Source organism: Flavobacterium sp. ENC, assembly GCF_020991415.1.
Classification (GTDB): Bacteria; Bacteroidota; Bacteroidia; order Flavobacteriales; family Flavobacteriaceae; genus Flavobacterium.
This window is the reverse complement of record NZ_JAJMOY010000002.1, coordinates 430,229-451,149: the sequence shown is the minus strand read 5'-3', so window position 1 is coordinate 451,149 and position 20,921 is coordinate 430,229. Positions and strand designations below refer to the sequence as shown.

20 protein-coding genes are annotated in these 20,921 nt (G+C 39.3%); 16 read left to right on the top strand and 4 right to left on the bottom strand.

Annotation, left to right across the window (positions count from 1 at the left end; all coding sequences use genetic code 11):
- Positions 1 to 9: 9 nt before the first annotated feature.
- The 9 genes from LPB89_RS06745 to LPB89_RS06705 all read left to right on the top strand — a co-directional run bounded on the left by LPB89_RS06745 (position 10) and on the right by LPB89_RS06705 (position 7,601).
- The gene (locus LPB89_RS06745) at positions 10 to 438 is read left to right on the top strand and encodes a DoxX family protein (RefSeq protein ID WP_230701002.1); all 429 of its coding nucleotides are present in this window, start codon (positions 10 to 12) and stop codon (positions 436 to 438) included.
- Position 439: 1 nt separating this feature from the next.
- A complete protein-coding gene (locus LPB89_RS06740) occupies positions 440 to 913 on the top strand; it encodes a Dps family protein (RefSeq protein WP_230701001.1) in 474 nt (157 codons plus the stop codon).
- Positions 914 to 920: 7 nt separating this feature from the next.
- Positions 921 to 1,583 (top strand): YoaK family protein, encoded by a 663-nt coding sequence (locus LPB89_RS06735; RefSeq protein WP_230701000.1) that lies wholly within the window; start codon positions 921 to 923, stop codon positions 1,581 to 1,583.
- Between the two features lie 54 nt (positions 1,584 to 1,637).
- Positions 1,638 to 3,914, top strand: coding sequence for a histidine kinase dimerization/phosphoacceptor domain -containing protein (locus tag LPB89_RS06730; RefSeq protein WP_230700999.1), 2,277 nt, complete (start codon positions 1,638 to 1,640; stop codon positions 3,912 to 3,914).
- Between the two features lie 9 nt (positions 3,915 to 3,923).
- Positions 3,924 to 5,282, top strand: a complete 1,359-nt coding sequence (locus tag LPB89_RS06725) for a sigma-54 dependent transcriptional regulator (RefSeq protein ID WP_230700998.1) — start codon at positions 3,924 to 3,926, stop codon at positions 5,280 to 5,282.
- 6 nt (positions 5,283 to 5,288) lie between these two features.
- A complete protein-coding gene (locus LPB89_RS06720) occupies positions 5,289 to 5,582 on the top strand; it encodes a GNAT family N-acetyltransferase (RefSeq protein WP_230700997.1) in 294 nt (97 codons plus the stop codon).
- Between the two features lie 126 nt (positions 5,583 to 5,708).
- Positions 5,709 to 6,329: an alpha/beta hydrolase gene (locus LPB89_RS06715; protein ID WP_230700996.1), complete on the top strand. Its 621-nt coding sequence runs from the start codon at positions 5,709 to 5,711 to the stop codon at positions 6,327 to 6,329.
- Positions 6,329 to 6,679: a hypothetical protein gene (locus LPB89_RS06710; protein ID WP_230700995.1), complete on the top strand. Its 351-nt coding sequence runs from the start codon at positions 6,329 to 6,331 to the stop codon at positions 6,677 to 6,679. Before LPB89_RS06715 ends, LPB89_RS06710 begins: the two co-directional genes overlap by 1 nt.
- A gap of 304 nt (positions 6,680 to 6,983) precedes the next feature.
- Positions 6,984 to 7,601, top strand: coding sequence for a TMEM175 family protein (locus tag LPB89_RS06705; RefSeq protein ID WP_230700994.1), 618 nt, complete (start codon positions 6,984 to 6,986; stop codon positions 7,599 to 7,601).
- 8 nt (positions 7,602 to 7,609) lie between these two features.
- Here the strand turns inward: LPB89_RS06705 and LPB89_RS06700 are convergent, their stop codons facing one another.
- The gene (locus tag LPB89_RS06700; protein ID WP_230700993.1) at positions 7,610 to 9,196 is read right to left on the bottom strand and encodes a sigma-54-dependent Fis family transcriptional regulator; all 1,587 of its coding nucleotides are present in this window, start codon (positions 9,194 to 9,196) and stop codon (positions 7,610 to 7,612) included.
- A gap of 318 nt (positions 9,197 to 9,514) precedes the next feature.
- Between LPB89_RS06700 and LPB89_RS06695 the strand changes: the two genes are divergently transcribed.
- The gene (locus tag LPB89_RS06695; protein ID WP_230700992.1) at positions 9,515 to 10,453 is read left to right on the top strand and encodes a ring-cleaving dioxygenase; all 939 of its coding nucleotides are present in this window, start codon (positions 9,515 to 9,517) and stop codon (positions 10,451 to 10,453) included.
- 354 nt (positions 10,454 to 10,807) lie between these two features.
- Here LPB89_RS06695 and LPB89_RS06690 read toward each other — a convergent pair whose 3' ends face one another.
- A complete protein-coding gene (locus LPB89_RS06690; protein ID WP_230700991.1) occupies positions 10,808 to 11,836 on the bottom strand; it encodes a rod shape-determining protein in 1,029 nt (342 codons plus the stop codon).
- 397 nt (positions 11,837 to 12,233) lie between these two features.
- Here LPB89_RS06690 and LPB89_RS06685 point away from each other — a divergent pair, with 397 nt between their 5' ends.
- The 3 genes from LPB89_RS06685 (at position 12,234) to LPB89_RS06675 (ending at position 15,554) form a co-directional block, all read left to right on the top strand.
- A complete protein-coding gene (locus LPB89_RS06685; protein WP_230700990.1) occupies positions 12,234 to 12,605 on the top strand; it encodes a hypothetical protein in 372 nt (123 codons plus the stop codon).
- A gap of 241 nt (positions 12,606 to 12,846) precedes the next feature.
- Entirely contained in the window at positions 12,847 to 13,584 is a 738-nt protein-coding gene (locus LPB89_RS06680; protein ID WP_230700989.1) for a hypothetical protein, read from the top strand.
- Positions 13,585 to 14,012: 428 nt separating this feature from the next.
- Complete coding sequence (locus LPB89_RS06675; RefSeq protein ID WP_230700988.1) at positions 14,013 to 15,554, top strand: hypothetical protein; 1,542 nt, start codon at positions 14,013 to 14,015, stop codon at positions 15,552 to 15,554.
- 393 nt (positions 15,555 to 15,947) lie between these two features.
- Here LPB89_RS06675 and LPB89_RS06670 read toward each other — a convergent pair whose 3' ends face one another.
- Positions 15,948 to 17,048 carry an SDR family oxidoreductase gene (locus tag LPB89_RS06670; protein ID WP_230700987.1) on the bottom strand — a complete coding sequence of 367 codons (1,101 nt, stop codon included), beginning with the start codon at positions 17,046 to 17,048 and terminating at the stop codon, positions 15,948 to 15,950.
- Between the two features lie 85 nt (positions 17,049 to 17,133).
- Positions 17,134 to 17,718, bottom strand: coding sequence for a Crp/Fnr family transcriptional regulator (locus LPB89_RS06665; RefSeq protein ID WP_230700986.1), 585 nt, complete (start codon positions 17,716 to 17,718; stop codon positions 17,134 to 17,136).
- 240 nt (positions 17,719 to 17,958) lie between these two features.
- Between LPB89_RS06665 and LPB89_RS06660 the strand changes: the two genes are divergently transcribed.
- From LPB89_RS06660 to LPB89_RS06650, 3 genes are all read left to right on the top strand, one after another.
- Positions 17,959 to 18,879 carry a phytanoyl-CoA dioxygenase family protein gene (locus LPB89_RS06660; RefSeq protein ID WP_230700985.1) on the top strand — a complete coding sequence of 307 codons (921 nt, stop codon included), beginning with the start codon at positions 17,959 to 17,961 and terminating at the stop codon, positions 18,877 to 18,879.
- Between the two features lie 223 nt (positions 18,880 to 19,102).
- Positions 19,103 to 20,089, top strand: a complete 987-nt coding sequence (locus LPB89_RS06655) for a hypothetical protein (protein WP_230700984.1) — start codon at positions 19,103 to 19,105, stop codon at positions 20,087 to 20,089.
- 1 nt (position 20,090) lies between these two features.
- The gene (locus LPB89_RS06650; protein ID WP_230700983.1) at positions 20,091 to 20,795 is read left to right on the top strand and encodes a hypothetical protein; all 705 of its coding nucleotides are present in this window, start codon (positions 20,091 to 20,093) and stop codon (positions 20,793 to 20,795) included.
- The last annotated feature ends 126 nt before the right edge of the window (positions 20,796 to 20,921 follow it).

The window sequence follows — 20,921 nt, the reverse complement described above, 5'->3', positions numbered from 1 at the left end:
TTTAAAGAAATGATTGAAACTATAAAACAAATCCTTTATTCCGATTTAGGAACGTCATTCAATAATGCAGCACTTTTAGTTTTTAGGGTTTTACTTGCCGTTGAACTTTTCAGGGTTCACGGAATGAAAAAATTCCGCGTGGAAAACGGACAAAGGGAACATGTTCCGAATCCGTTGCATCTTCCTGAAAAACTAAACGGTTTAGTCGCCACTTTCTCGGATACCGTTGTCCCGTTTCTGATTATTTTAGGAATCGGAACCCGACTTGCCATTTTACCAACAATTGGCGTTACAGCCGTAGGGTATTTTGTCGTACACAGAAAAGATTCGCTCGAAGTGCGTGACGTTCCGTACATGTACACTCTTTCCCTGTTATTAATTCTCGCACTTGGTGCCGGAAAATATTCACTTGATTATTATTTATTAAACCTCCTTTAAAATGAAAGCAAACATCGGAATTAAACAAGAAAGCATCACAAAAGTAGCAGCTGTACTGACAACCGTTCTGGCTGACGAATTTGTACTGTATACGAAAACAAAAAAAGCACACTGGAATGTTGAAGGCCCTGATTTTTACAACAAGCACCTTTTCTTCGAACAACAATACGAAGCATTGGATGAAATTGTAGATACTGTTGCAGAACGAATCAGAACTTTAGGTCATTATGCTCCGGGAACACTGAAAGAATATCTGGCTTTAACCCATCTTACCGAAGAAACCAGAGAGAAAAACGACAGCACCGGTTACATCAAAGAATTACTGGCGGACCACGAAAGCATTCTAATTCACTTACGGGAGAACATCAACAATTTTGCTGCTGAATTACACGATGCCGGAACCAGCGACTATATCACGGGACTATTGGAAAATCATGAAAAAATGGCCTGGATGCTTCGCGCCCACCTTAAATAATCAAATTATGGAAATTCAGAAAAATATTTGGTACGTTACCCTGCTGCTCACCATGATAGCAGGGTATTGCGATACCGTAACGTTTGTGGCCGCAGATTCGATCTTTTCGGCGCATGTTACGGGTAACTTTATTGTCTTTGCCTATCAGATTATCAAAGGCTCAGACCTGCATGCGTGGGTGAAACTGCTCACTTTTCCTGTTTTTATTCTGGCCGTGATTGCGGGAGGAAGAATTGCTTTAAAAAGTGTCAATCATTACACCATCTTATTTTGGGAAGGGATTCTTTTGGTTTTAAGCGGTATAGCAACGTATGTTTTTGGTTATCTGGAAATTTTCTCCGAATGGACGATCTATGCCGTCGCTATGACAACCGTATTCGCTATGGGACTTCAGAATGCTTTTGGAAAATTGTATGCTAAAGAAACACACGGGCCGACCACCATGATGACGGGAAATGTAACACAAGCCTCTCTTGATCTTGGGAACCTCTTAAAAAATGGCTTAAAAGATGCTGAAGTGCTGCTAAGTTTTAAGAAACAACTGGTTACCATAACCGGCTTTCTTGTCGGGTGTTTTCTGGGGGCAATTGCCGGAAAATTTTTCGGTTTGGGAACATTGGTTTTACCCGGAGCAGCCATGATTATATGTTACCTATACCACCGTGAATAGTAAACAAAACCGGCATGGAGTTGCGGATTTCTGATAATATAGTATCTTTAAAAAATGAATTTTATCCTTTTTATTTCTGCCAAAAAACACATAAGAATCTTATGTACAGCTGTATTATTTTTAGGTACGGGCATTTCCGCAATTGCACAGTCAAAGGAAGATCCGGAACAGTTAAAAAAGAAAATAGCTTCCGCTGAAAATGACAGCCAAAAAGTCGAATTGCTTTTGGCTTTAAGCAATTATTATCTTATGAAGCCCGGTGAATTTAAAACAGATCTTGAGAGTGCCTATATCCTGAATATTCAGGCCAAAAACCTAAGCAATGACTTAAATTATAAACCCGGAAAAGGAAAAACAATTCTTTTAGAGGCACAGATTTGCAGGGAAAAAGGTGATTCTGAAAAGGCATTGAAAAAAACAAAGGAAGCACTCGCCTATTTTCAAAAAAACAATTTAACGGAACAGCAAGGGGAAAGCTATAATGAACTTGCTGTTTATGAAAACGATGTTAACAAAAAAGCCGGGCTCAAGGAAAAGGCAATACAGCTGTTTAAAAAATCCGGGGCAAAAGAAAAGCAGGCCACCACATTAAAAGAACTTGGAGAATTATACAGCAGTAACGAAGATCCTGATAAAGCAGATCTGATCTTACAGGAATCGCTGGCAATTTATAAAGCCATCCATTTTACGGAATTGCAAGGCGTTTACAATATACTTTGTGAAGTGAACACCCAAAAAGGAAATTACTCCGAAGCACTGAAATACGCCCTTTTGGCCGAAAAAACGGCCTTAGCCCTGCACGATAATTCGCTACAGCTGAGTTCTGTTTACAATCATGCTGCCGTAGTTTACTATTACTTACGCCAAAATGACAAAGCAGAAGAATATTGGTATAAAGCATTAGAAATTGCCAAATATTACAAGGATACCGAGTATGTCAGAACAATTGCCGAGAATCTGTGTTCGTTGCTTATTCGCCAGAAAAAAGAAAATGATGCCCTGAAACTGATTAAAGAAATGCAGCTCAGGTTTCCAACCTCGAATGTAGAACGAAAAATGGTTGAAAATTACCTTTTGTTTAATATTTACAGAATACAGGAAAACATTCCAAAAGCAACAGTTTACTATAAAATACTGAAGGATTACTATGGCGAAAATGCCGACAGAAACGGTAACAGCGTCGCAATTTTAAGAAGCTTTGCCTCTTACCAGTATCAAATAAAAAAATATGATGATTTCTACAGGACCATTAAACATTTAGATGCCCTTGCGGCAGCCTCCGGTAATAACAATATCAGATCCGAGAGTCATTTGATATGGTTCAAGGCAGACTCTTCAACGGGTGATTATCTGGGTGCCATAAAACATTACCAGCTGTATAAAAGCCTTTCAGATTCTGTTTTTAAAGGCGAAAAAAGCAAACAGATTAACAGCCTTCAGGTGGAATTTGAAAGCGAAAAAAAGGATAAAAATATCGATTTGCTGACGCAGGAAGCCAAATTGCAGAAAATACAAATTCAGAACGACACTGTCGTACGCTATGTTTTTATAGGAAGCGTACTGGTTTTGGTACTTTTCCTGGCATTTTTGTACAACAGTTTCAGGTCCAAAAATAAAAAGAACGAAGAACTGGAAATTCAGCGGCAACAGATTAATGAACAGAATGAGCTGAACAAAAAAATGCTGATCGAGAAGGAATGGCTTTTAAAGGAAATTCACCATCGTGTTAAAAATAACCTTCAGATTGTCATTAGTTTATTAAACACACAATCCGCTTATCTGGATAACGAAGATGCTTTGATGGCCATACAAAACAGCCAGCACCGTATGCACGCCATGTCACTGATCCATCAAAAATTATATCAGTCTGATAATCTGGCCAATATCGATATGTCCTGGTACATTTATGAGCTGATCAGTTACATGAAAGAATGTTTTAATACCGATAAAAACATTACTTTTATTTTAGATACCGAAAAAGTATATCTTGATGTTGCCCAGGCAGTTCCGCTTGGTTTAATTATAAATGAAGCGATAAACAACGCGATTAAATATGCTTTTCCGTCAGACAGTATGGGTGAAGTGATGATCTCTCTCAAAAATATCGGAGAAAACAACTATCAGCTGATCATTACGGATAACGGAGTTGGGCTTCCCGATCATTTTGAAACCCTTGAAAGAAATTCCCTGGGCATGAATCTGATGATTGGTTTAAGCGATCAGATTGACGGGACTTTCAACATGGAAAATAGTAACGGGCTTACGATTACAATTGCATTTACAAGAAACACCGAATTTGAAGAATCTTCTGAAAATTCGGAAATAATATAAATTTAGGTAATGAAGGAGAAAATTTTAATTGTTGAAGATGAATTTATTGTCGCAAATGATTTAAAAATCATGCTGGTCAAAGCAGGTTATCAGGTAACCGGTATCGCTTCTTCCGTGGTACAGGCCCGAAAATTAATTAGCGAAAAAAGACCGGACTGGGTATTACTCGATATCATGCTAAAAGGAGATCTCACCGGAATTGACCTCGCCTGGGAACTGCGTGAATTGCAATTGCCTTTTCTGTACATTTCAGCAAATACCAATCAGACCACTCTTGAAGCGGTAAAAGCAACACATCCGTACGGATTTATGGTAAAACCTTTCCGCGAACGGGATCTTATTGTCATGCTGGACATTGCACGATACCGATTTGACCAGGAAAAAGGAGCATTTACAGCACTTCCAACAGCAACCGAAAATCAGGAAATTGAAGGCATTATCGGAACAAGTCCGCTTTTACAGGACGTGATTGAAAAAATAAAAATAGTGGCACCTGCCGAAACTTCCGTATTGATTTTGGGCGAAAGCGGTACCGGAAAAGAAAGAGTCGCGCATGCCATACACGATCTCTCGGTTCATAAATCCAATCCGATTGTAGTGGTCAATTGTGCTGCTTTGCCACATTCCCTTATCGAATCGGAGCTTTTCGGACATGAAAAAGGAGCCTTCACGGGAGCCAATGCGTTACGGATCGGAAAGTTTGAGCAGGCCGATAACGGAACCATTTTTCTGGATGAAATTGGCGAATTGCCCCTAGATTCCCAGGTGAAGTTATTACGCGTGCTGCAGGAAAAGGAAATCCAGCGGCTTGGTGGAAATAAAACCATTAAAATCAATGTCCGTATCGTCGCAGCAACCAACCGTTCTTTAGAAAAAGAAGTCGCTGAAGGACGTTTCAGGCTGGATTTATATTACAGGCTGAATGTATTTCCAATTCAATTGCCGGCCTTAAAAGAACGCCGGGAAGATATTGAATCGTTGTCCCTTTACTTTCTAAAGAAATATGCGGCAAGTGCCAGAAAAAACGTCAGCGCTATCAGTGCTTCAGCTTTAGAACAACTGCTGCAGTACGACTGGCCCGGAAATATTCGCGAATTAGAACACCTGATCGAAAGAAATGTACTGCTGGCCAAAACCACTGAAATCGAAAAATTTGATCTTCCGTCCCCTGCTTCGAATCCGGTACAAATGCCTTCCGGAAAAATCAAATCGATGGAGGAAATGGAAAAAGAACATATCATGAATGCCCTGCAAACCTGCGACGGAAAAGTGTCCGGAACGGGCGGTGCTGCGGAATTACTAAAAATGCAGCCACAGACTTTGTATTCAAAAATGAAAAAATTAGGTATAAAACAAGGATATAATTAAAAGATTATGGAAACAATACAACTGGAATTAAACGAAAAAAAACACGGTGCTTTCAATCTCTATGTCGATGACAAAAAACTCGGCGAAATGACCGTAAGCCTCAAAGAAGACGTACTAACGGTTTACCATACCGGAGTAGAGCCCGAAGCCGAAGGAAAAGGATACGCCAAAAAACTTCTGGAAGAAATGGTTTCGTATGTACGTGCCAATCATTTAAAAGTTTTGCCCCTTTGTCCTTACGTACACGCGCAATTCAAAAAGCATCCGGATGAATATGAGGATATCTGGGTGAAGAGTTAGAGAGTTGAAGAGTAAAGAGTCAAGAATATAGAATATAGAGTAAAGAGTAAAGAGTAAATCTGCTTAATCTGCCAAATCTGCGGGAAAAAAAATTCATTCCCACTTATTAATTAAAAAATAAAAAGCATGAATACAGAAATTATAACAGCCGGAGTTCCCTTAGCGGAGGCCAAAAAAGCCCTGATCATGATCCATGGTCGTGGTGCGGGTGCTCATGATATCCTTTCCGTTGCAAAATACCTGAATGTGGAAGGTTTTGCCCTGATCGCTCCTCAGGCAGAAAACAGGACCTGGTACCCCTATTCTTTTTTAGTACCGCTGGAAGAGAATGAACCTTCGTTTTCAAAATCACTGGACACTATTCACCAGGTAGTTGTCGCGGTTCAGCAAAACGGAATTGAAAAGGAAAACATTTACTTTCTTGGATTTTCGCAGGGTGCCTGTCTTGCCCTGGAATTCACAGCCCGGAATGCCGCGAAGTACGGAGGAGTTGTAGCTTTTACAGGCGGACTGATAGGCGATAAAGTATACGAAGAGCATTATAAAGGAAACTTCGAAAATACTCCGGTTTTTATCGGAACCAGCGATCCCGACTTTCATGTTCCGGTGGAAAGAGTCAATGCATCTGAAGCGCTTTTTGAAAAATTAGGGGCTTCGGTGACCAAAAAAATCTATCCTGATATGGGACATACCATCAGTCAGGATGAAATTGATCTGGCCAACGAACTCGTATTCTCTAAGAAATAATGATACAAATTACGAGAGTTTACAGCGATGAAAATGGTGAAAGTCATTTTGAAGATTTCGAAGTTCCATTGAAAAACAACGGCGATATCGGTTTTTTATCGGATGATGAACCTGTAAAATCGATTGTTTTCAGGGAAGTAAAACCGGCTTATGATTACGATTTTCATAATGCGCCGGACCGACAATATATTGTTTTACTCGAAGGCGGTGTAGAAATCGAAACTTCTCTGGGAGAAAAAAGAAAATTTGAAACCGGATCCATTTTATTAGTGGAAGATACTACCGGAAAAGGCCACAAGACAAAAAATCTCGAACCGAAACTACGAAAATCGATATTTATAAAACTCTAATTTAAATGACTCCTTAGGTTTAATTGAAAAACTGCTGTCAGGCTGAGCGGAGTCGAAGCCATTTTTGGTGTAAAAAGCCTTCGACTCCGCTCAGGGTGACACTGATTTCTAAAAGAATAAAAATATAGATTTTTTAGATCTGGAAAAAAATTTAACCGCAAAGCACGCAAAGCTTTTAGTATCTGTTTTAAAAAAGCAAAGTTCGCTAAGCTATGTGCTGATCTGGCTTTGCGAACGTTGCGTTTCTGACGATTACCATCAGAAAAAATCTTTGCGCACTTTGCGGTAAAAAAATGATTATAAAATGGAAAAAGAAACCGTACGAATAGAGAATTTCAGTGATGCCGTCTTCGCCATCGCCATTACGCTTCTGGTGTTGGATCTTCACGCTCCGGAAATCACTGCGGTCAAAAACGGTGCTGAACTGCTTGCTTTTTTAAAAGGTGAATGGACGACATATCTTGCTTTTACACTTTCTTTTTTCAGTATTTTTATCATGTGGGTCAATCATCACAAAATCTTCAAGCAGATTTACAGCCGCAATACAGCCATCATGTTTGCCAACGGCCTGATTCTTTTTCTAGTGACCACAGTATCGTATCCGACTGCTTTACTCGCACGTTTTTTCAACGGGGAAGCGGCTTCGATTGCGGTTGCGGTTTACACCGGAATCTTTGTGCTGATCAATATTTCATACAATCTGTTGTGGTGCATTGCAAGCCGTAACAAAAAGCTGTTACGTCCCGGAATTACAGATTCAGCCATCAGAAAAATCAGGAATAATTATTTGTACGGACTGCCCACGTATATAATTGCGTTTGGCATTTCCTTCCGGTTTCCTGTAATTGCTTTGGCCATCAGTATGCTTCTATTGGTTTTCTGGGCTATTTCTTCGGGAAAAATAAAGCTGCCACAGGAATAGAAATCAGCTTAGAAATATTTCTTTTTAATCCCCAGTTTCTGCATTTTTGAAATCAGCGTGGTGCCCGGAAGTCCTAATAAAACAGCAGCTCCCTGTGGGCCGGAAATTCTTCCGTTGCATTTTTTTACAACTTTTAAAATATGCTCTTTCTCTACTTCCTGTAATGTTTTGGGATAAAAATTGTTTCCGGGAGTCTCTGTTTCAGGTATAAAAACTGCCGGAAAAGTCATTTCTTTGATAACGTCCTCTTTGGCAAACAAAATACTTCTTTCGACCATATTTTCCAGTTCCCTGACATTTCCCGGCCACGCATTGGCCTTCATGCTGTTGAGGACTTTTTTAGAGAAACCTTTTATCTTTTTTCCGATTTTACCGGAATGTTTTTCAAGGAAAAAATTTCCCAGTATTTCAATATCTTCAGGACGGTCGCGCAAGGCAGGCAAAGGAATCGGATAGACATTGAGGCGGTAATACAAATCACTTCTGAAGCGTCCTTCGGCTACTTCTTTCTCCAAAGAACGGTTGGTTGCAGCGATAACACGTGCATTTATTTTGATGGTGTTTTTACCACCGATCCGTTCTATTTCTTTTTCCTGCAAAACCCGAAGCAGTTTCCCCTGTAATTCCAGGGGCAGCTCTCCTATTTCATCCAGAAAAATAGTGCCGTTAGCTGCCTGTTCAAATTTACCGATTCTTACATCAGTCGCTCCGGTAAAAGCCCCTTTTTCATGGCCGAATAATTCACTTTCGATCAGATTGGCGGGAATGGAAGCGCAATTGACTTTAACCATTTTTTCGTTGGTAACTGCCGATAAGATATGAATCGCACTTGCTACTAACTCCTTGCCAGTTCCTGTTTCACCGGAAATCAGGACAGTAGAAGGAGATGCCGCCACCTGACTGATTAAGGCATACACTTTTTGCATGGCGTCACTTTTGCCGACAATTCCGTGAAAACTTTCGGTATTTACAGGAGTGGTTTGTATTTTCTTTTCGGTAAAATTCTTTTTCAAAAGCTGCAGTTCGGCAATTTGGCCTTTATATTCTTCTGCCAACTTAATATTTCGGGCAGTAATAGAAAGCTGCATCCCGATACCGCGAATAATCCGGTTTGCTTCTCTGCTGAAAGCCGACGCATTTTTAAAAAACAGAAAAACGGCTTCGCGATTTCCTTTACTGTAAGGAAGACAAATCCCTACTCCGTTTTTAAATCCTTTGTCTGCTATTGTAGTGATGTAATCCGGAAAAGGATTCTTTTTGTCCGCTGAGGCTTTTAAATCAAAAACTACAGTATCGGCCGAATCCATACAGGGTGCAAAAAAGTCATCGTTGACGGAATAGCTTTTTGGCGCTGCTTTTTGCTGTGAATAGTGATAAAAAACCTGATATACGGTTTCATTTTCAGCCGCCGTTGCAAAAATAAAATCATCAAACTGAAAATGTTCTTTCAGCAGGCCGCCTGCAACAGTATGAAATTCTTCCCTGTTCAAAGCCTGTGCAAGTGCGCTGCAAATCGACAGGATCAGCAGTTGCTCTTTTTCCCTTTCCTGCAATCTGTTCATCATAATTGCAGTCTGATCGGCAGGTTTTTCCATAAGTACGAATTGGCAGGGCTATTGAATGCGGTTAATGCGTAAATTTAAGAAATAGCCCGTATTAAATTACTATTGATTTTTTAAATATAACATTTTGGACGCATAAAATTACGATATATCGTATCATCAAAAACCACAATGAACACTTAAAATACTAATAAACAACACATTACACTAAGCGGAACGTTATTTGGTTATTTGTTTACCGATAAAAAATGTATCGGCTTTTTATTTCTTAATCTAGGTTAATCGATGCAGATTCATAACAGCCGTAAATTTGTAAAAGAAAATCAATAACAACTTAATACATCAAATACCATGGAAAATAAAATTTTAGGCTTACACCATATTACTGCGATTGCAGGTGACGCCAAACGTAATTTCAACTTTTACTCCAACATATTAGGATTGCGATTCATTAAAAAAACAGTGAATTTTGACGATCCGGGAACCTACCATTTTTACTTTGGTGACGAAGTGGGAAGTGCCGGAACGATCTTAACTTTTTTCCCTTGGGGAGAAGGCATCCAGCAAGGAAGAAAGGGCTCCGGAATGGCAACAGAAATTGGTTATTCCGTTCCAAAAGGAAGTCTTGATTTCTGGCAGGCACGTTTTGAAAAATACAATGTAATCTACAACAAACCGGCTGAAAAATTCGGGGAAAAATACCTGACTTTCTTAGATCCGGACGGGCTGAAACTAGAGTTAATCGAATCTAAAAAAGAAGACAACAGAAAAGCCTGGGAAACTGATGAAGTAAAAGCTGATGTGGCAACAAGAGGTTTTCACAATATCACCTTGACCTTAAACAGTATCAAAGCTACTGCTGCGATCCTAACCGATATCTTTGGATATAAACTGATTGATCAGGACGTAAACCGTTACCGCTACGCAACAGACGCCGTAGAAAATGCTGCTATTGTGGACCTGGTAGAGCTGGCAGAAGAAAAACGCGGCCATGTGGCCAACGGATCGGTGCACCACGTTGCTTTCCGCGTGCAAAATGATGAAATTCTGATGCACTTCCGTGAAAAAATCGAAGCCTACGGGTTATCTATTACCCCACAGATTGACAGACAGTATTTCCACTCGCTTTATTTTAGAGAACCGGGCGGTGTTTTGTTCGAAATCGCTACAGAAAACCCCGGATTCACCGTGGACGAGGCTTTAGAAGAATTAGGTCAGAACTTAAAACTTCCGGCACAATATGAATCAGACAGAGCTGCCATTGAAGCCCATTTGGTGAAGATTAATTAATTTTTAGTCCCGGTTTTTAGTCACAGTCGCAGTTTGCAGTCGCAGTTTCCGATCTTTGTGGTTAGTTTAGTCGCAGTCGCAGTTTTCAGTCCCAGTTTCCGATCTTTGCGGTTAGTTTAGTCGCAGTCGCAGTTTGCAGTCGCAGTTTCCGATCTTTGTGGTTAGTTTAGTCGCAGTCGCAGTTTTCAGTCCCAGTTTCCGATCTTTGTGGTTAGTTTAGTCGCAGTCTCAGTATTCAGTCCCAGTAAAACTGAGACTGAATACTGAGACTGAATACTGAGACTGAAGACTGAGACTTAAGACTGAGACTGAAAACTGAGACTGAAAACTGAGACTGAAAACTGAGACTGAAAACTATTTCACCAGTACACTTTTATACTTCACAATATCTTTTAAGACAATACCTGTGCCTCTTACAACGGCTCTCAAAGGATCTTCTGCAATATAGACGGGTAATTCCGTTTTCTGTGACAGCCTTTTATCAAGACCACGCAGCATGGCGCCTCCTCCTGCCAGGTACAATCCCGTATTGTAAATATCGGCAGCCAGTTCCGGCGGTGTTACGGAAAGCGTTACCATAATGGCATCTTCAATTCGCTGTATGGATTTGTCCAGTGCTTTTGCAATTTCCCTGAAGCTCACCCGTACCTCTTTAGGTTTTCCGGTAAGCAAATCCCTTCCGCGCACGTTTATATCTTCAGGTGCGTCCTCGAGGTCTTCCGTTGCGGCACCGACCTCAATTTTTATTCGTTCGGCAGAACCTTCCCCAATATACAAGTTATGGTGTGTTCGCATATAATACAGGATATCGTTGGTAAAAACATCACCGGCAATTTTTATCGATTTATCGCAAATGATTCCTCCAAGTGCAATAACCGCAATTTCCGTAGTTCCTCCGCCAATATCCACGATGATGTTTCCTTTCGGCTGCATCACATCCAGACCAATTCCGATAGCAGCGGCCATAGGCTCATGAATTAAGAACACTTCCTTTCCGTTTACGCGTTCGCAGGATTCTTTTACCGCTCGCATTTCCACCTCGGTAATGCCGCTGGGGATACAAACGACCATTCGCAGTGCGGGCGTAAAAAAGTTTTTCTTGATCTGCGGTATATTTTTGATAAACCAGCTGATCATTTTTTCAGAAGCATCAAAATCTGCAATTACCCCGTCTTTAAGCGGACGGATGGTTTTAATATTCTCGTGTGTCTTACCCTGCATCAAACTGGCCTCCTGGCCTACCGCGATAATTTTCCCGTTTCTAATGTCCCTGGCCACAATGGAAGGACTATCTACTACGATTTTTCCATCGTAAATGATCAAAGTATTCGCGGTTCCCAAATCCATAGCTATTTCCACTATCATAAAATCAAATAAGCCCATAATATAGTTTTGTTTAAGAACGTTGATTGTTATTGTTTTATTCTCTCCAAAATAAGAAAATTCGAACGCTGCCCTAAAATTTAACAACAGCAGCCGTTGCAGATACGGTGAAGCATTTCGTCGGAAAGGTCTGAGGTTTAAAATGATAAGCAGTATGCGGTTCGAATTGGAATGCGTTTTTCCAAACAGAAGAAATAGCGTGAATTTACGATTATTTTTCGCATAAACACCTATAAATTATGCAACTATAATTTATTTTTCTATAATAAATCAGAAAGATCTCTCGGTAAATTTGTAATACAAGCTTTAAGAATAATTCCGAATCGTATTTCTTTGGAAAAAATAGGATCGGCTTATTTCAGAAGAAAAATATAATTAATTTAAAAAAAACAGCGTCATGGAAAAGCAAAACAGCAACGAATACGGTCACACAGATCCTGATTTTATTGATCAAAATACGCTGGTTGATGGAAATACAATTGAAAGCGAAGATCAGTTCAGACATAAAACAAATACAGAACAAATACCCGAATTCGGAGCGAGTGATCCTGATTATATAGATCAGAATACACCCGTTGATCCTGATAATTATGCAAAGGACGAAGATCCGTATAACTATCAGGAGGAATTCATCAAAGAGATGGAAATCACACCGACTGAATCTGAAAACCATTCAGACGTCAGATCAGAAAATGATCCGGGGGACGAGTCGATTACCAATGATGATGACGATGTGATCAACAATGAAGATGAGGAAGAGGAAGTATAAAAGAGTAGATTCGTAAATAATTATAGTTTCAAAATCAAAAAGGCGTACGTAACAGTAGGCCTTTTTTCGTATTTAAACGCGGCAAAACAAGTACATAAATCACATTTTTTTCTGTAATTTGTCTTTTTCTAAAACTCTTTAGAAACTTAAAATCCTTACATTTACCTGCTGGCTAACCAAATTACGCTGTATAAACAATCAATTCAGCAGCGTCAGGCCAATTAATTTTTAAGCAGTCAAGATGGAAAAACATACTGTATCAGTAGCATCGTTACCCTTAGATGATCATACACTATCGAATATTCAAATTAAGAAAGCCGATTTGTTGCCGGATCCGGAATCGCGGCTGGATTCTATGGAAATGAAAGAAAAACCGCTAATGGATGCGACCATTCCTTACCGGAACCTGACAGACACCGCCAGCAAAAAAGAAAGTATTGCCCGGATTATTGATAAACTGGACGTGGAAACCAGTCTTAGATATCAAAGAACTGTAGAAGATACCTATTGCAATGTCTACTCTTATGATTATTGTTATTTTACCCAAGTATATGTCCCAACAGTCTGGTGGACGCCCGAATCGCTGGAAAAAATTCTGCAGGGACAGGATGTAGAAGCCGTTTTTGAACAAACCGTAGACCGAATCTATTCCAGTGCCATACACGACTGGTTTTTAGAATGGGGACCTAATTTTGGCTGGGAAAGAATGTTTACCGCTGATGAAATTCAGCAGAAGGTAAATACCCATGGCGGAATTGGTATAATCTGCGCCAAAAGAAGGGAAAAAGGACTCTCCGGACATATTGTTCCCGTGGTTCCTGAAACCGAGCTGCATCAGGCGTACCGTGAAAATGGTGTTGTGGTGTATCCGCTGCAGTCGCAGGCGGGAAAACTGAATTACAATTACTTTTCGGAGGTCAGAAAAGACTGGTGGAATGATGAACTGTATTCCTCTTATGTGTTTTATTACCACGAATAAAAATACAATTCACCGGATGGTTTCAACATTCAAAAAAAAATATTGATTATCAACGAGTTAACTACTTGGAAATACGATAATAAAAAACTACTTTTGCAACTTAGAAAAAACAAGAACAGCAAAAGTTGTGATTTAGCCGTTCCCTTGCTTAAATTATTGATACAAAAGCGATTAATAACACTGGTGATTTTATAGCCTTATTATAAAATTTTACTCCTTATTTGATCTTTCCGTCGATAAAAAGTGCGAAATTTCTAAAATACAAATTCCTATATTTTTAAAAGTAAACGAAAACTTTTATAATGGAGGCAGCAAGGTGCTTCATCCATTACAGGTTTCCTGTCTCTAATGGTAACGCGGATTTGTATCTTCAAATGAAATAATGCTTTAAAAATTATAATTAACCTTAAAAAAGAAAGTAAGTATAAATGAAAGACAATCAGACAAAAAAATATTATTGGGGAATAGGATTGGAAAACGAAACCTACATGCAGTTTGAAGAACCCCTGATAGTTTCTGGTGAATTTATACAAGAAAAAATTGGCTTTGAGAAATATAGTATTGACTACAGAAAATGCTATAAACCCGAAAGCCTGGCTCCTATGCTGAAAAAAGCTTTTAACCTGACGGAAAGCTATAAAGTAAGCCGGATGATGAACAGTCATTCGCTGGAAAAGCTCGATATCAATTATCAGCACAAAACGTTATCGCCGATAAAACCATTAATCGATACGGAAAGTGGTGAGACGATTGCACAACCGCTTGAAAATCCGGAGTACCTGGGCAAATCGATTATGGAACTTTTCCTGGAAGATCAGCCGTACAACATTCAGAGCATGATTACCCAAAGAAACAAAACGATGGGATCCGTACATTTTGATGGTGATTCGATCGAATTTGTAACCAAATATTTTGAAAACAGAACCATTGCTGATTCCTGCAAAGAACTGAAAGCGACCAAAAAACTGTTTCTGGATAAAATCAACGAATCGTCTGTGCTCAACGGAAAATTAAATTTTCCGGATTACAATAACGGCCTGAATATGTTTATGACGAATCAGGAAAACCTGGTGTTGTTCAATAACGGAACGTACCATTTTCATATTACCTTACCGTCATTAACGGAAGACAGCAGAATTGTGGATTACAATGAATTTGAAAAAACCCATGCCAACGCCATTTATTTATTACAATGGTTTGAGCCTTTTTTCATAGCCACGCTCGGAAGTCCTGATATTATGGGCGTGATCAGTGATAAATACAGCTTAGACAAAAAATTCACTTTGGGTTCCATGAGAAATGCCATGTCCCGTTACATTGGCGTAGGAACCTACAATAAGGCAATGCCAAAAGGCAAAATCCTAACTTACAAGGTAGACGATTTCAGAAAACTGCTGAAATTTGAAAAAGAAGAAAACATTTGGTGGCGCGATCAGATTGAAGCCGACATGGAATATGAAATGCTTTCGGAAGTGGGACTTGATTTTAATCAGGAAAAAATGTACCAGAGCGGTTTCGAATTCAGAAGTTTTGACGAATTCCCGGCGGAGTATTTAAACGATGTTCTTTTCTCCATTATTCTGATTTGCGAGCATTCCTTAAACCTGCCTGATGTGCAGTGGGGACACGACAGCAAAGCGTGGAATAACCTGGTTTTTAAAACCTTAAAAATGGGTTACGCCACTGAAATCAATGAAGAGGAAAAGAAAGAGCTTTTGGATTTACTGCAACTGTTAAATCCCTCAGATTCTAATTACAGCACGCTACAATCAGAATTTGAAGCCATCACCATGCTCGATGAATTTTTCTTTAAAATCCTGGCTGTTTTACATGACAAGTACAAGGACAACAATGTCTGCGTGGATGCGATGTACGGACAAAAAGCAAGTTTCCCTCCAAAATGGGACAACTTCAATAAATATCAGACTGAAAGACATTTACAGCAAATCGGTTCGTTCTGCGATAATTAAATCTATCCAAAAAATACAAAAACGGGACAAAGAAAAACTTCTTTGTCCCGTTTTTTATTCATTAAATTTAAGATGTTATCGCAAAGTGTTATAAATTATCAAATAACAAAATAATATATGTTGTCTAATTATCAAATAGCAGAGTTCTTTAAATTAGCTGATTGTTGCCCTGAGCGAAGTCAAAGGCATTTTTTACATAAAGGGCTTCGACTCCGCTCAGCCGGACACTGTTTTTGATTACACTCCAGATCTAATTATCTAGTTATTTCACTTTCCAATTATCTCATTTCCAATTATCTAATTATCCAATTATCTCATTTTCTAATTATCTCATTTCCAATTATCTAATTATCTCATTTTCAAATTATCTCATTTTCCAATTATCTAATTAAATCAGGGAATTATTCTATCGTTTCTTAACCTCTCAAATAATTCAAAAAACGAATCTCTAGTATCCTTATACCCCGTAAACCCTAATTTTCTGCTTCCTGACATATCAGTCATCACTTCCAGCGGACGCCCTAAATCAAGATCCGTATGCCATGCCGATGCTAGCTGATCCAGATTTCCTTCAATTAAATGGTTTTCTTTTGTGATGGTACGCCAGCTTTCATGTTTGGTATTTAGTACTGTTTCCAGTGGCTGAATCGTCCCGCTGTACCCTTCAAATTCAATCTGAAACCATTCTGCAATCTTTGGCCAAAGCCATTTCCAGCGAAAAACATCTCCATTAGCGGTATTAAAAGCCTGATTGTGGGCTTCAGGAGTAATTGCAGCCCATATAATCTGATCGGCCAGGATTTTGGCATCCGTAACATCAGAGACCCCGTTCCATTGTGCTTCTGAACCCGGCCATACAAACGGAGTTCCTTCCTGTTTGCAGATCGTCGCGTAAACCGCTAATGTAGTTCCGAGATTCATCGCATTCCCGATCGTTTTTCCAATCAAAGTATGCGGGCGGTGTACATTCCAGCTAAAGCCATCACGCGCAGCAGCTTCATACACTTCATCTTCCTGAGCGTAATAAAAATTTGGCAGGTCTAATCGCGGCTGTTCTTCCCTTAACGGAGTTTCCGGTAAAGTTCCGCTTTTGGCATAAGCGTCAAAGGGCCCTAAATAATGTTTTAAACCCGTTACCAAAGAAACATGTTGTACGGATTTTTTAGGAGATAACACGTCCAGTACATTTCGAACCATGGCGCTATTGACCCTGATATTTTCGTCTTCGGTATCCTTTCGCATCCAGGTCGTAAAAAAAACATGTGTAGGCGCAATATTCTTTAAGGCCGCCGTTAATGATTCGGTATTAAGCAAATCAGCGGCAACCGGAATTAAACCTTGGGTATCACTTTTCGGATTACGGGAAAGTCCAAAGACAGTCCATCCTTTTTCCAGCAGTTTTGTTGCAAGATTACTTCCGGAGATACCGGTTGCCCCTACCACCAACGCGATATTGCCTGCTGTTTCCTGTATTGGTAATTTTTGAGAATTCATAAGTACTTTATTTTTTACAAAGTTACTTTCAAAAAAGGCTTCGGGAAGATGACTTAAAACAAGAAATTCAATTGATCCAGATCAACTATTTGGGCCCAATGATGACGTTTTTCTTTAACCTGCTTAGTGTTTCCGGCGAAAGGCCAAGATACGAAGCCAATAAATTTTGGGGAATCCGCTTCATCAGATCAGGGTTATTTTCTACCAGATGCCTGTATTTTTCTTCCGCAGTATGGGTATGCGAACTTATTAATCTCCGCTCTTTTGTAATTAAGCTGTTTTGAAAAAGTAAACGGAAATAACGGTCCATTACAGGAACTTCAATCGTTAAATTTTCGAAATCTTCCCTCGTAATGAGCAGGACCTCCGAATCTTCCATAGCATCAATACTGTAAAAGGAAATCCCGTCACTAAAGAAACTGCTCATATCCGATGTCCACCAGCCTTCCGGTGAAAACTGGTTGATATGTTCATTGCCTTTATCATCGGAATGGTATGATTTTAAAAGTCCTTTCGAAACAAATGTAAGATAGGTACAGACATGGCCTTCTACCACGACAAACTGTCTTTTCTTCAGTTTCTTAGGTTTAAAAAAAGTCTTTATTACTTCTTTTTCCTCCTGCGTTAACCGGACTTTTTCTTCAAGATGTTTAAAAATGATATCGTACATTCTGATGTTTACTTTAGGAATTATGAAGTTTAAACAAATGTAGGGTATTTATTTTTTAACTTTAATGATCCCGAAAACAGACTTATCGGAAACATGATAAGGATACCATTTAAAAAATAGCCGATGCTTCCAAATTTAACGCGAATCTAAAAACACGTATTTATACTTTAAACGGAAAGATACAAATGGATTAATTTTGGTTCATTCTAAAATTGATCTCCATCCTAAACCTCCTGAACTATGCCGTGGACTATTCTTGAAAAACTATGGAAACGAGCGTTGCAACCCACCGGTTTAGCTGCTGCAGCTGAAAGTCAGGACTGGGATACCGAAATGAAAACGCTCTATCAGCTGGGTATCGGCATGGAAGATACATTACAGTTTTTATATTTTGAAAAACCTGATTTTGAAACCTTTAAAATCTGGATTACAGCTAAAAAGAAAAGCGAAAACAACGTGCGTGAGGATTTTGAGGATAAAGTGCTTTCTGAACAGGATCTTGAATTCTGGAATCAAAATGGCTACGTCATTGTAAAAAACGCTATTTCGAAAGCAGATTGCGAAGCTACCCAACAGGCGATCTGGGATTTCCTGAAAATGGATCCCGCCGAAAAAGAAACCTGGTACAATCGGCATGAAAATCAAAAAGGACTGATGCTTAATTTTTCAGATCATGAAACATTAAACCGCAACCGGTTTTCCCCAAGAATAAAAAAAGCATACGAACAGCTTTATAATACCACCAAAATTTACAAAACGATTGACAAAGTGAGTTTTAATCCTCCTGAAAATGACTCGTTTGTTTTTTTAGGAAGTCCGCTGCATTGGGATACGAGTTTAAGGCAACCCATTCCGTTTGGGCTTCAGGGCCTGCTCTACCTCACCGATTGCGGAATTGACGATGGTGCATTCCATTGCGTTCCCGGCTTTCATAACGAAATAAAAGACTGGCTGAAAAACCTGGCTCCACATGAAAATCCAAGAGAAAAAGCAATTCAGACCTTACAGCCAAAACCCATAACAGGAAACGCCGGCGATTTTATCATCTGGAACAATACGTTGCCGCACTGTGCCGCTCCAAACAGAGGGAAAAGTCCGAGAATGGTTCAGTATCTTACCTATTTTCCGGAAGATTATGATACGTCGGGGGAATGGCTGTAAAGCGATACTTCTCAAAGCTGTTTCTATTGCTGTCCCATAATTATAAAGCAAATCCATGTACGAAAAAAGCATCAAAAAAAGCTGTTTTTCGCACAATCTGATAATGCTCCTATTTTTATTTTGCTTAAATTTGGTTAGCTGGCGATTATAAATCTTATCGGCTTTGGCAATGATTATGTAAAAAAATACATGCCAATAGTACTAAAACCAAATATTACGAGGAATGAAAAAACATCTTGCTATTACATTCTGGGCGCTCTACATGCTCTTTTTTGCCATCCCTTTTCCCATGTTTATGTATTATGCCATCAATAGCGAATTTGATACAACCACGCTGAAAGATAAAAATCCTTACATGGCTTTAGGTTATCTGGCTTTATCCCTGATCCTCTGGCTGATTCTTTTAATCGGTTATTTCAAAAAATGGATTCTACAGATTTTTATCACCAGGAACACTTTAGAAAAAATAAAAAAAACAGGTGTACAACGCGAAGCAAAAATTATAAATGTTGTAAAAATTTCAAAGCCAAAAGCAAAGTTCACGACTTACGAACTGGAATTATGCTTTAAAAATCTTTCTGATACCGAAATTAAACATAAGGCCACAATTACCGACGCTAAGCCTCATGAACGTCGCTTTGAAACCGGAAAAAAAATAAACCTGCTGCTTAACAGGGATATGGATCATCTGCCGCATTTTATTATTGCCTCTGCCACAGCAACCCTAAACCTTCGAAGTCTGGTCGTAAGCATATTGGGCTGGACTATTTTAACGGCAGCGGTACTAGCCTACTATGTTTTTTCATACCGATTTGAAAGTTATGGGATGGGATGGCGTTTTATGTGCATTGGCCATCCATTAATCATTTGCCCTTTGACGCTTTTATTCTACCGCAATCTGGTACAATTCATCTTTCGAAAACTAACGGGTTTACATGACGATGCTGCCGTGATTAAATTTAAGGGAATAAAAACCCAGGCCAGACTGATTAAGGTCAGCCAGACCGGAACCTACATCAATGAGCAGCCTATGATGCGTTTTGAACTTGAATTCACGGATCACAAACACCACGTTCACAAAAGCAGCCTGAAAAAAATTATTGGGCTTCTGGAGCTCGACCTGACCAAAAAAGACCACATTGACATTTTTTATGTTCCCGACAATCCGGCACAAATTGCCTTTGCAAACGATTTAAACAACGTAGTATAAAATGAAACCATTAAGTATTGTACTGATTTCCTGTCTTCTGTTTTTAGGCTGTAAGCAGGTTTCAAAAAGTATCGACGAAACATTCGCAACGACGGATACAGTGGCCGGCAAAGAAGTCGAAAAACGGAATACTGAACCGTTAAAAAATACACAGCCCGATGTTCGGGAAATTATAAATACAGCACTCGAAAAACATGCTACAGTGCTCAGCGAACATCACCCTGAAGGAAAGACAATTGCTTTTCTGACAGACACCAATGCCCTGAAAAATGCAGAAGGGGCCATGCGAAAATTACCTCAGTATGCCGGTAAGGAAATTTTCATTTATGCTACCCTTTATTTTTATAATGACGGAACTATCAATGTGATGCTGCAGCATCCTGAAAATCCGAAATATATTGATGCGTATGAATTCAGGGATAACAAATGGTCTGATCCCAGACCGATTCAGTTATCGGTGCACGATGATATCAAAGGACGTTTGGTCTCTTTAAACAAAACCAGTTTCATAAATGCAGCTAAAGTAACAGAAATCTATAATAAAAAAGCGCAGGAAATTGAAGGAGCTAAACCCTTGTCCAGTACGTATATCTCCATCTGGAACAATCAGGTCAGATGGTTCCCTACAACCATCAACGGAAGCCGGGAGAAATACGCCATACAATTTAATGAAGACGGCAGCCTGAAATCATTTCAACAGGATTAAGTTCATTTTTGAGCAATGAAATCCCATTTTTAAATTCTAATTTTTGTTATAATTTAGAACAACACTTCTAATACACCCTATTACAATCTGTGCTATTTTTGCAGGTACGATTTTCAACTTCTTAAG

Coding starts and splice junctions, on each gene's coding strand:
- LPB89_RS06745 (WP_230701002.1), top strand. CDS start 10: ATGATTGAAACTATAAAACAAATCCTTTATTCCGATTTAGGAACGTCA.
- LPB89_RS06740 (WP_230701001.1), top strand. CDS start 440: ATGAAAGCAAACATCGGAATTAAACAAGAAAGCATCACAAAAGTAGCA.
- LPB89_RS06735 (WP_230701000.1), top strand. CDS start 921: ATGGAAATTCAGAAAAATATTTGGTACGTTACCCTGCTGCTCACCATG.
- LPB89_RS06730 (WP_230700999.1), top strand. CDS start 1,638: ATGAATTTTATCCTTTTTATTTCTGCCAAAAAACACATAAGAATCTTA.
- LPB89_RS06725 (WP_230700998.1), top strand. CDS start 3,924: ATGAAGGAGAAAATTTTAATTGTTGAAGATGAATTTATTGTCGCAAAT.
- LPB89_RS06720 (WP_230700997.1), top strand. CDS start 5,289: ATGGAAACAATACAACTGGAATTAAACGAAAAAAAACACGGTGCTTTC.
- LPB89_RS06715 (WP_230700996.1), top strand. CDS start 5,709: ATGAATACAGAAATTATAACAGCCGGAGTTCCCTTAGCGGAGGCCAAA.
- LPB89_RS06710 (WP_230700995.1), top strand. CDS start 6,329: ATGATACAAATTACGAGAGTTTACAGCGATGAAAATGGTGAAAGTCAT.
- LPB89_RS06705 (WP_230700994.1), top strand. CDS start 6,984: ATGGAAAAAGAAACCGTACGAATAGAGAATTTCAGTGATGCCGTCTTC.
- LPB89_RS06700 (WP_230700993.1), bottom strand. CDS start 9,196: ATGGAAAAACCTGCCGATCAGACTGCAATTATGATGAACAGATTGCAG.
- LPB89_RS06695 (WP_230700992.1), top strand. CDS start 9,515: ATGGAAAATAAAATTTTAGGCTTACACCATATTACTGCGATTGCAGGT.
- LPB89_RS06690 (WP_230700991.1), bottom strand. CDS start 11,836: ATGGGCTTATTTGATTTTATGATAGTGGAAATAGCTATGGATTTGGGA.
- LPB89_RS06685 (WP_230700990.1), top strand. CDS start 12,234: ATGGAAAAGCAAAACAGCAACGAATACGGTCACACAGATCCTGATTTT.
- LPB89_RS06680 (WP_230700989.1), top strand. CDS start 12,847: ATGGAAAAACATACTGTATCAGTAGCATCGTTACCCTTAGATGATCAT.
- LPB89_RS06675 (WP_230700988.1), top strand. CDS start 14,013: ATGAAAGACAATCAGACAAAAAAATATTATTGGGGAATAGGATTGGAA.
- LPB89_RS06670 (WP_230700987.1), bottom strand. CDS start 17,048: ATGAATTCTCAAAAATTACCAATACAGGAAACAGCAGGCAATATCGCG.
- LPB89_RS06665 (WP_230700986.1), bottom strand. CDS start 17,718: ATGTACGATATCATTTTTAAACATCTTGAAGAAAAAGTCCGGTTAACG.
- LPB89_RS06660 (WP_230700985.1), top strand. CDS start 17,959: ATGCCGTGGACTATTCTTGAAAAACTATGGAAACGAGCGTTGCAACCC.
- LPB89_RS06655 (WP_230700984.1), top strand. CDS start 19,103: ATGAAAAAACATCTTGCTATTACATTCTGGGCGCTCTACATGCTCTTT.
- LPB89_RS06650 (WP_230700983.1), top strand. CDS start 20,091: ATGAAACCATTAAGTATTGTACTGATTTCCTGTCTTCTGTTTTTAGGC.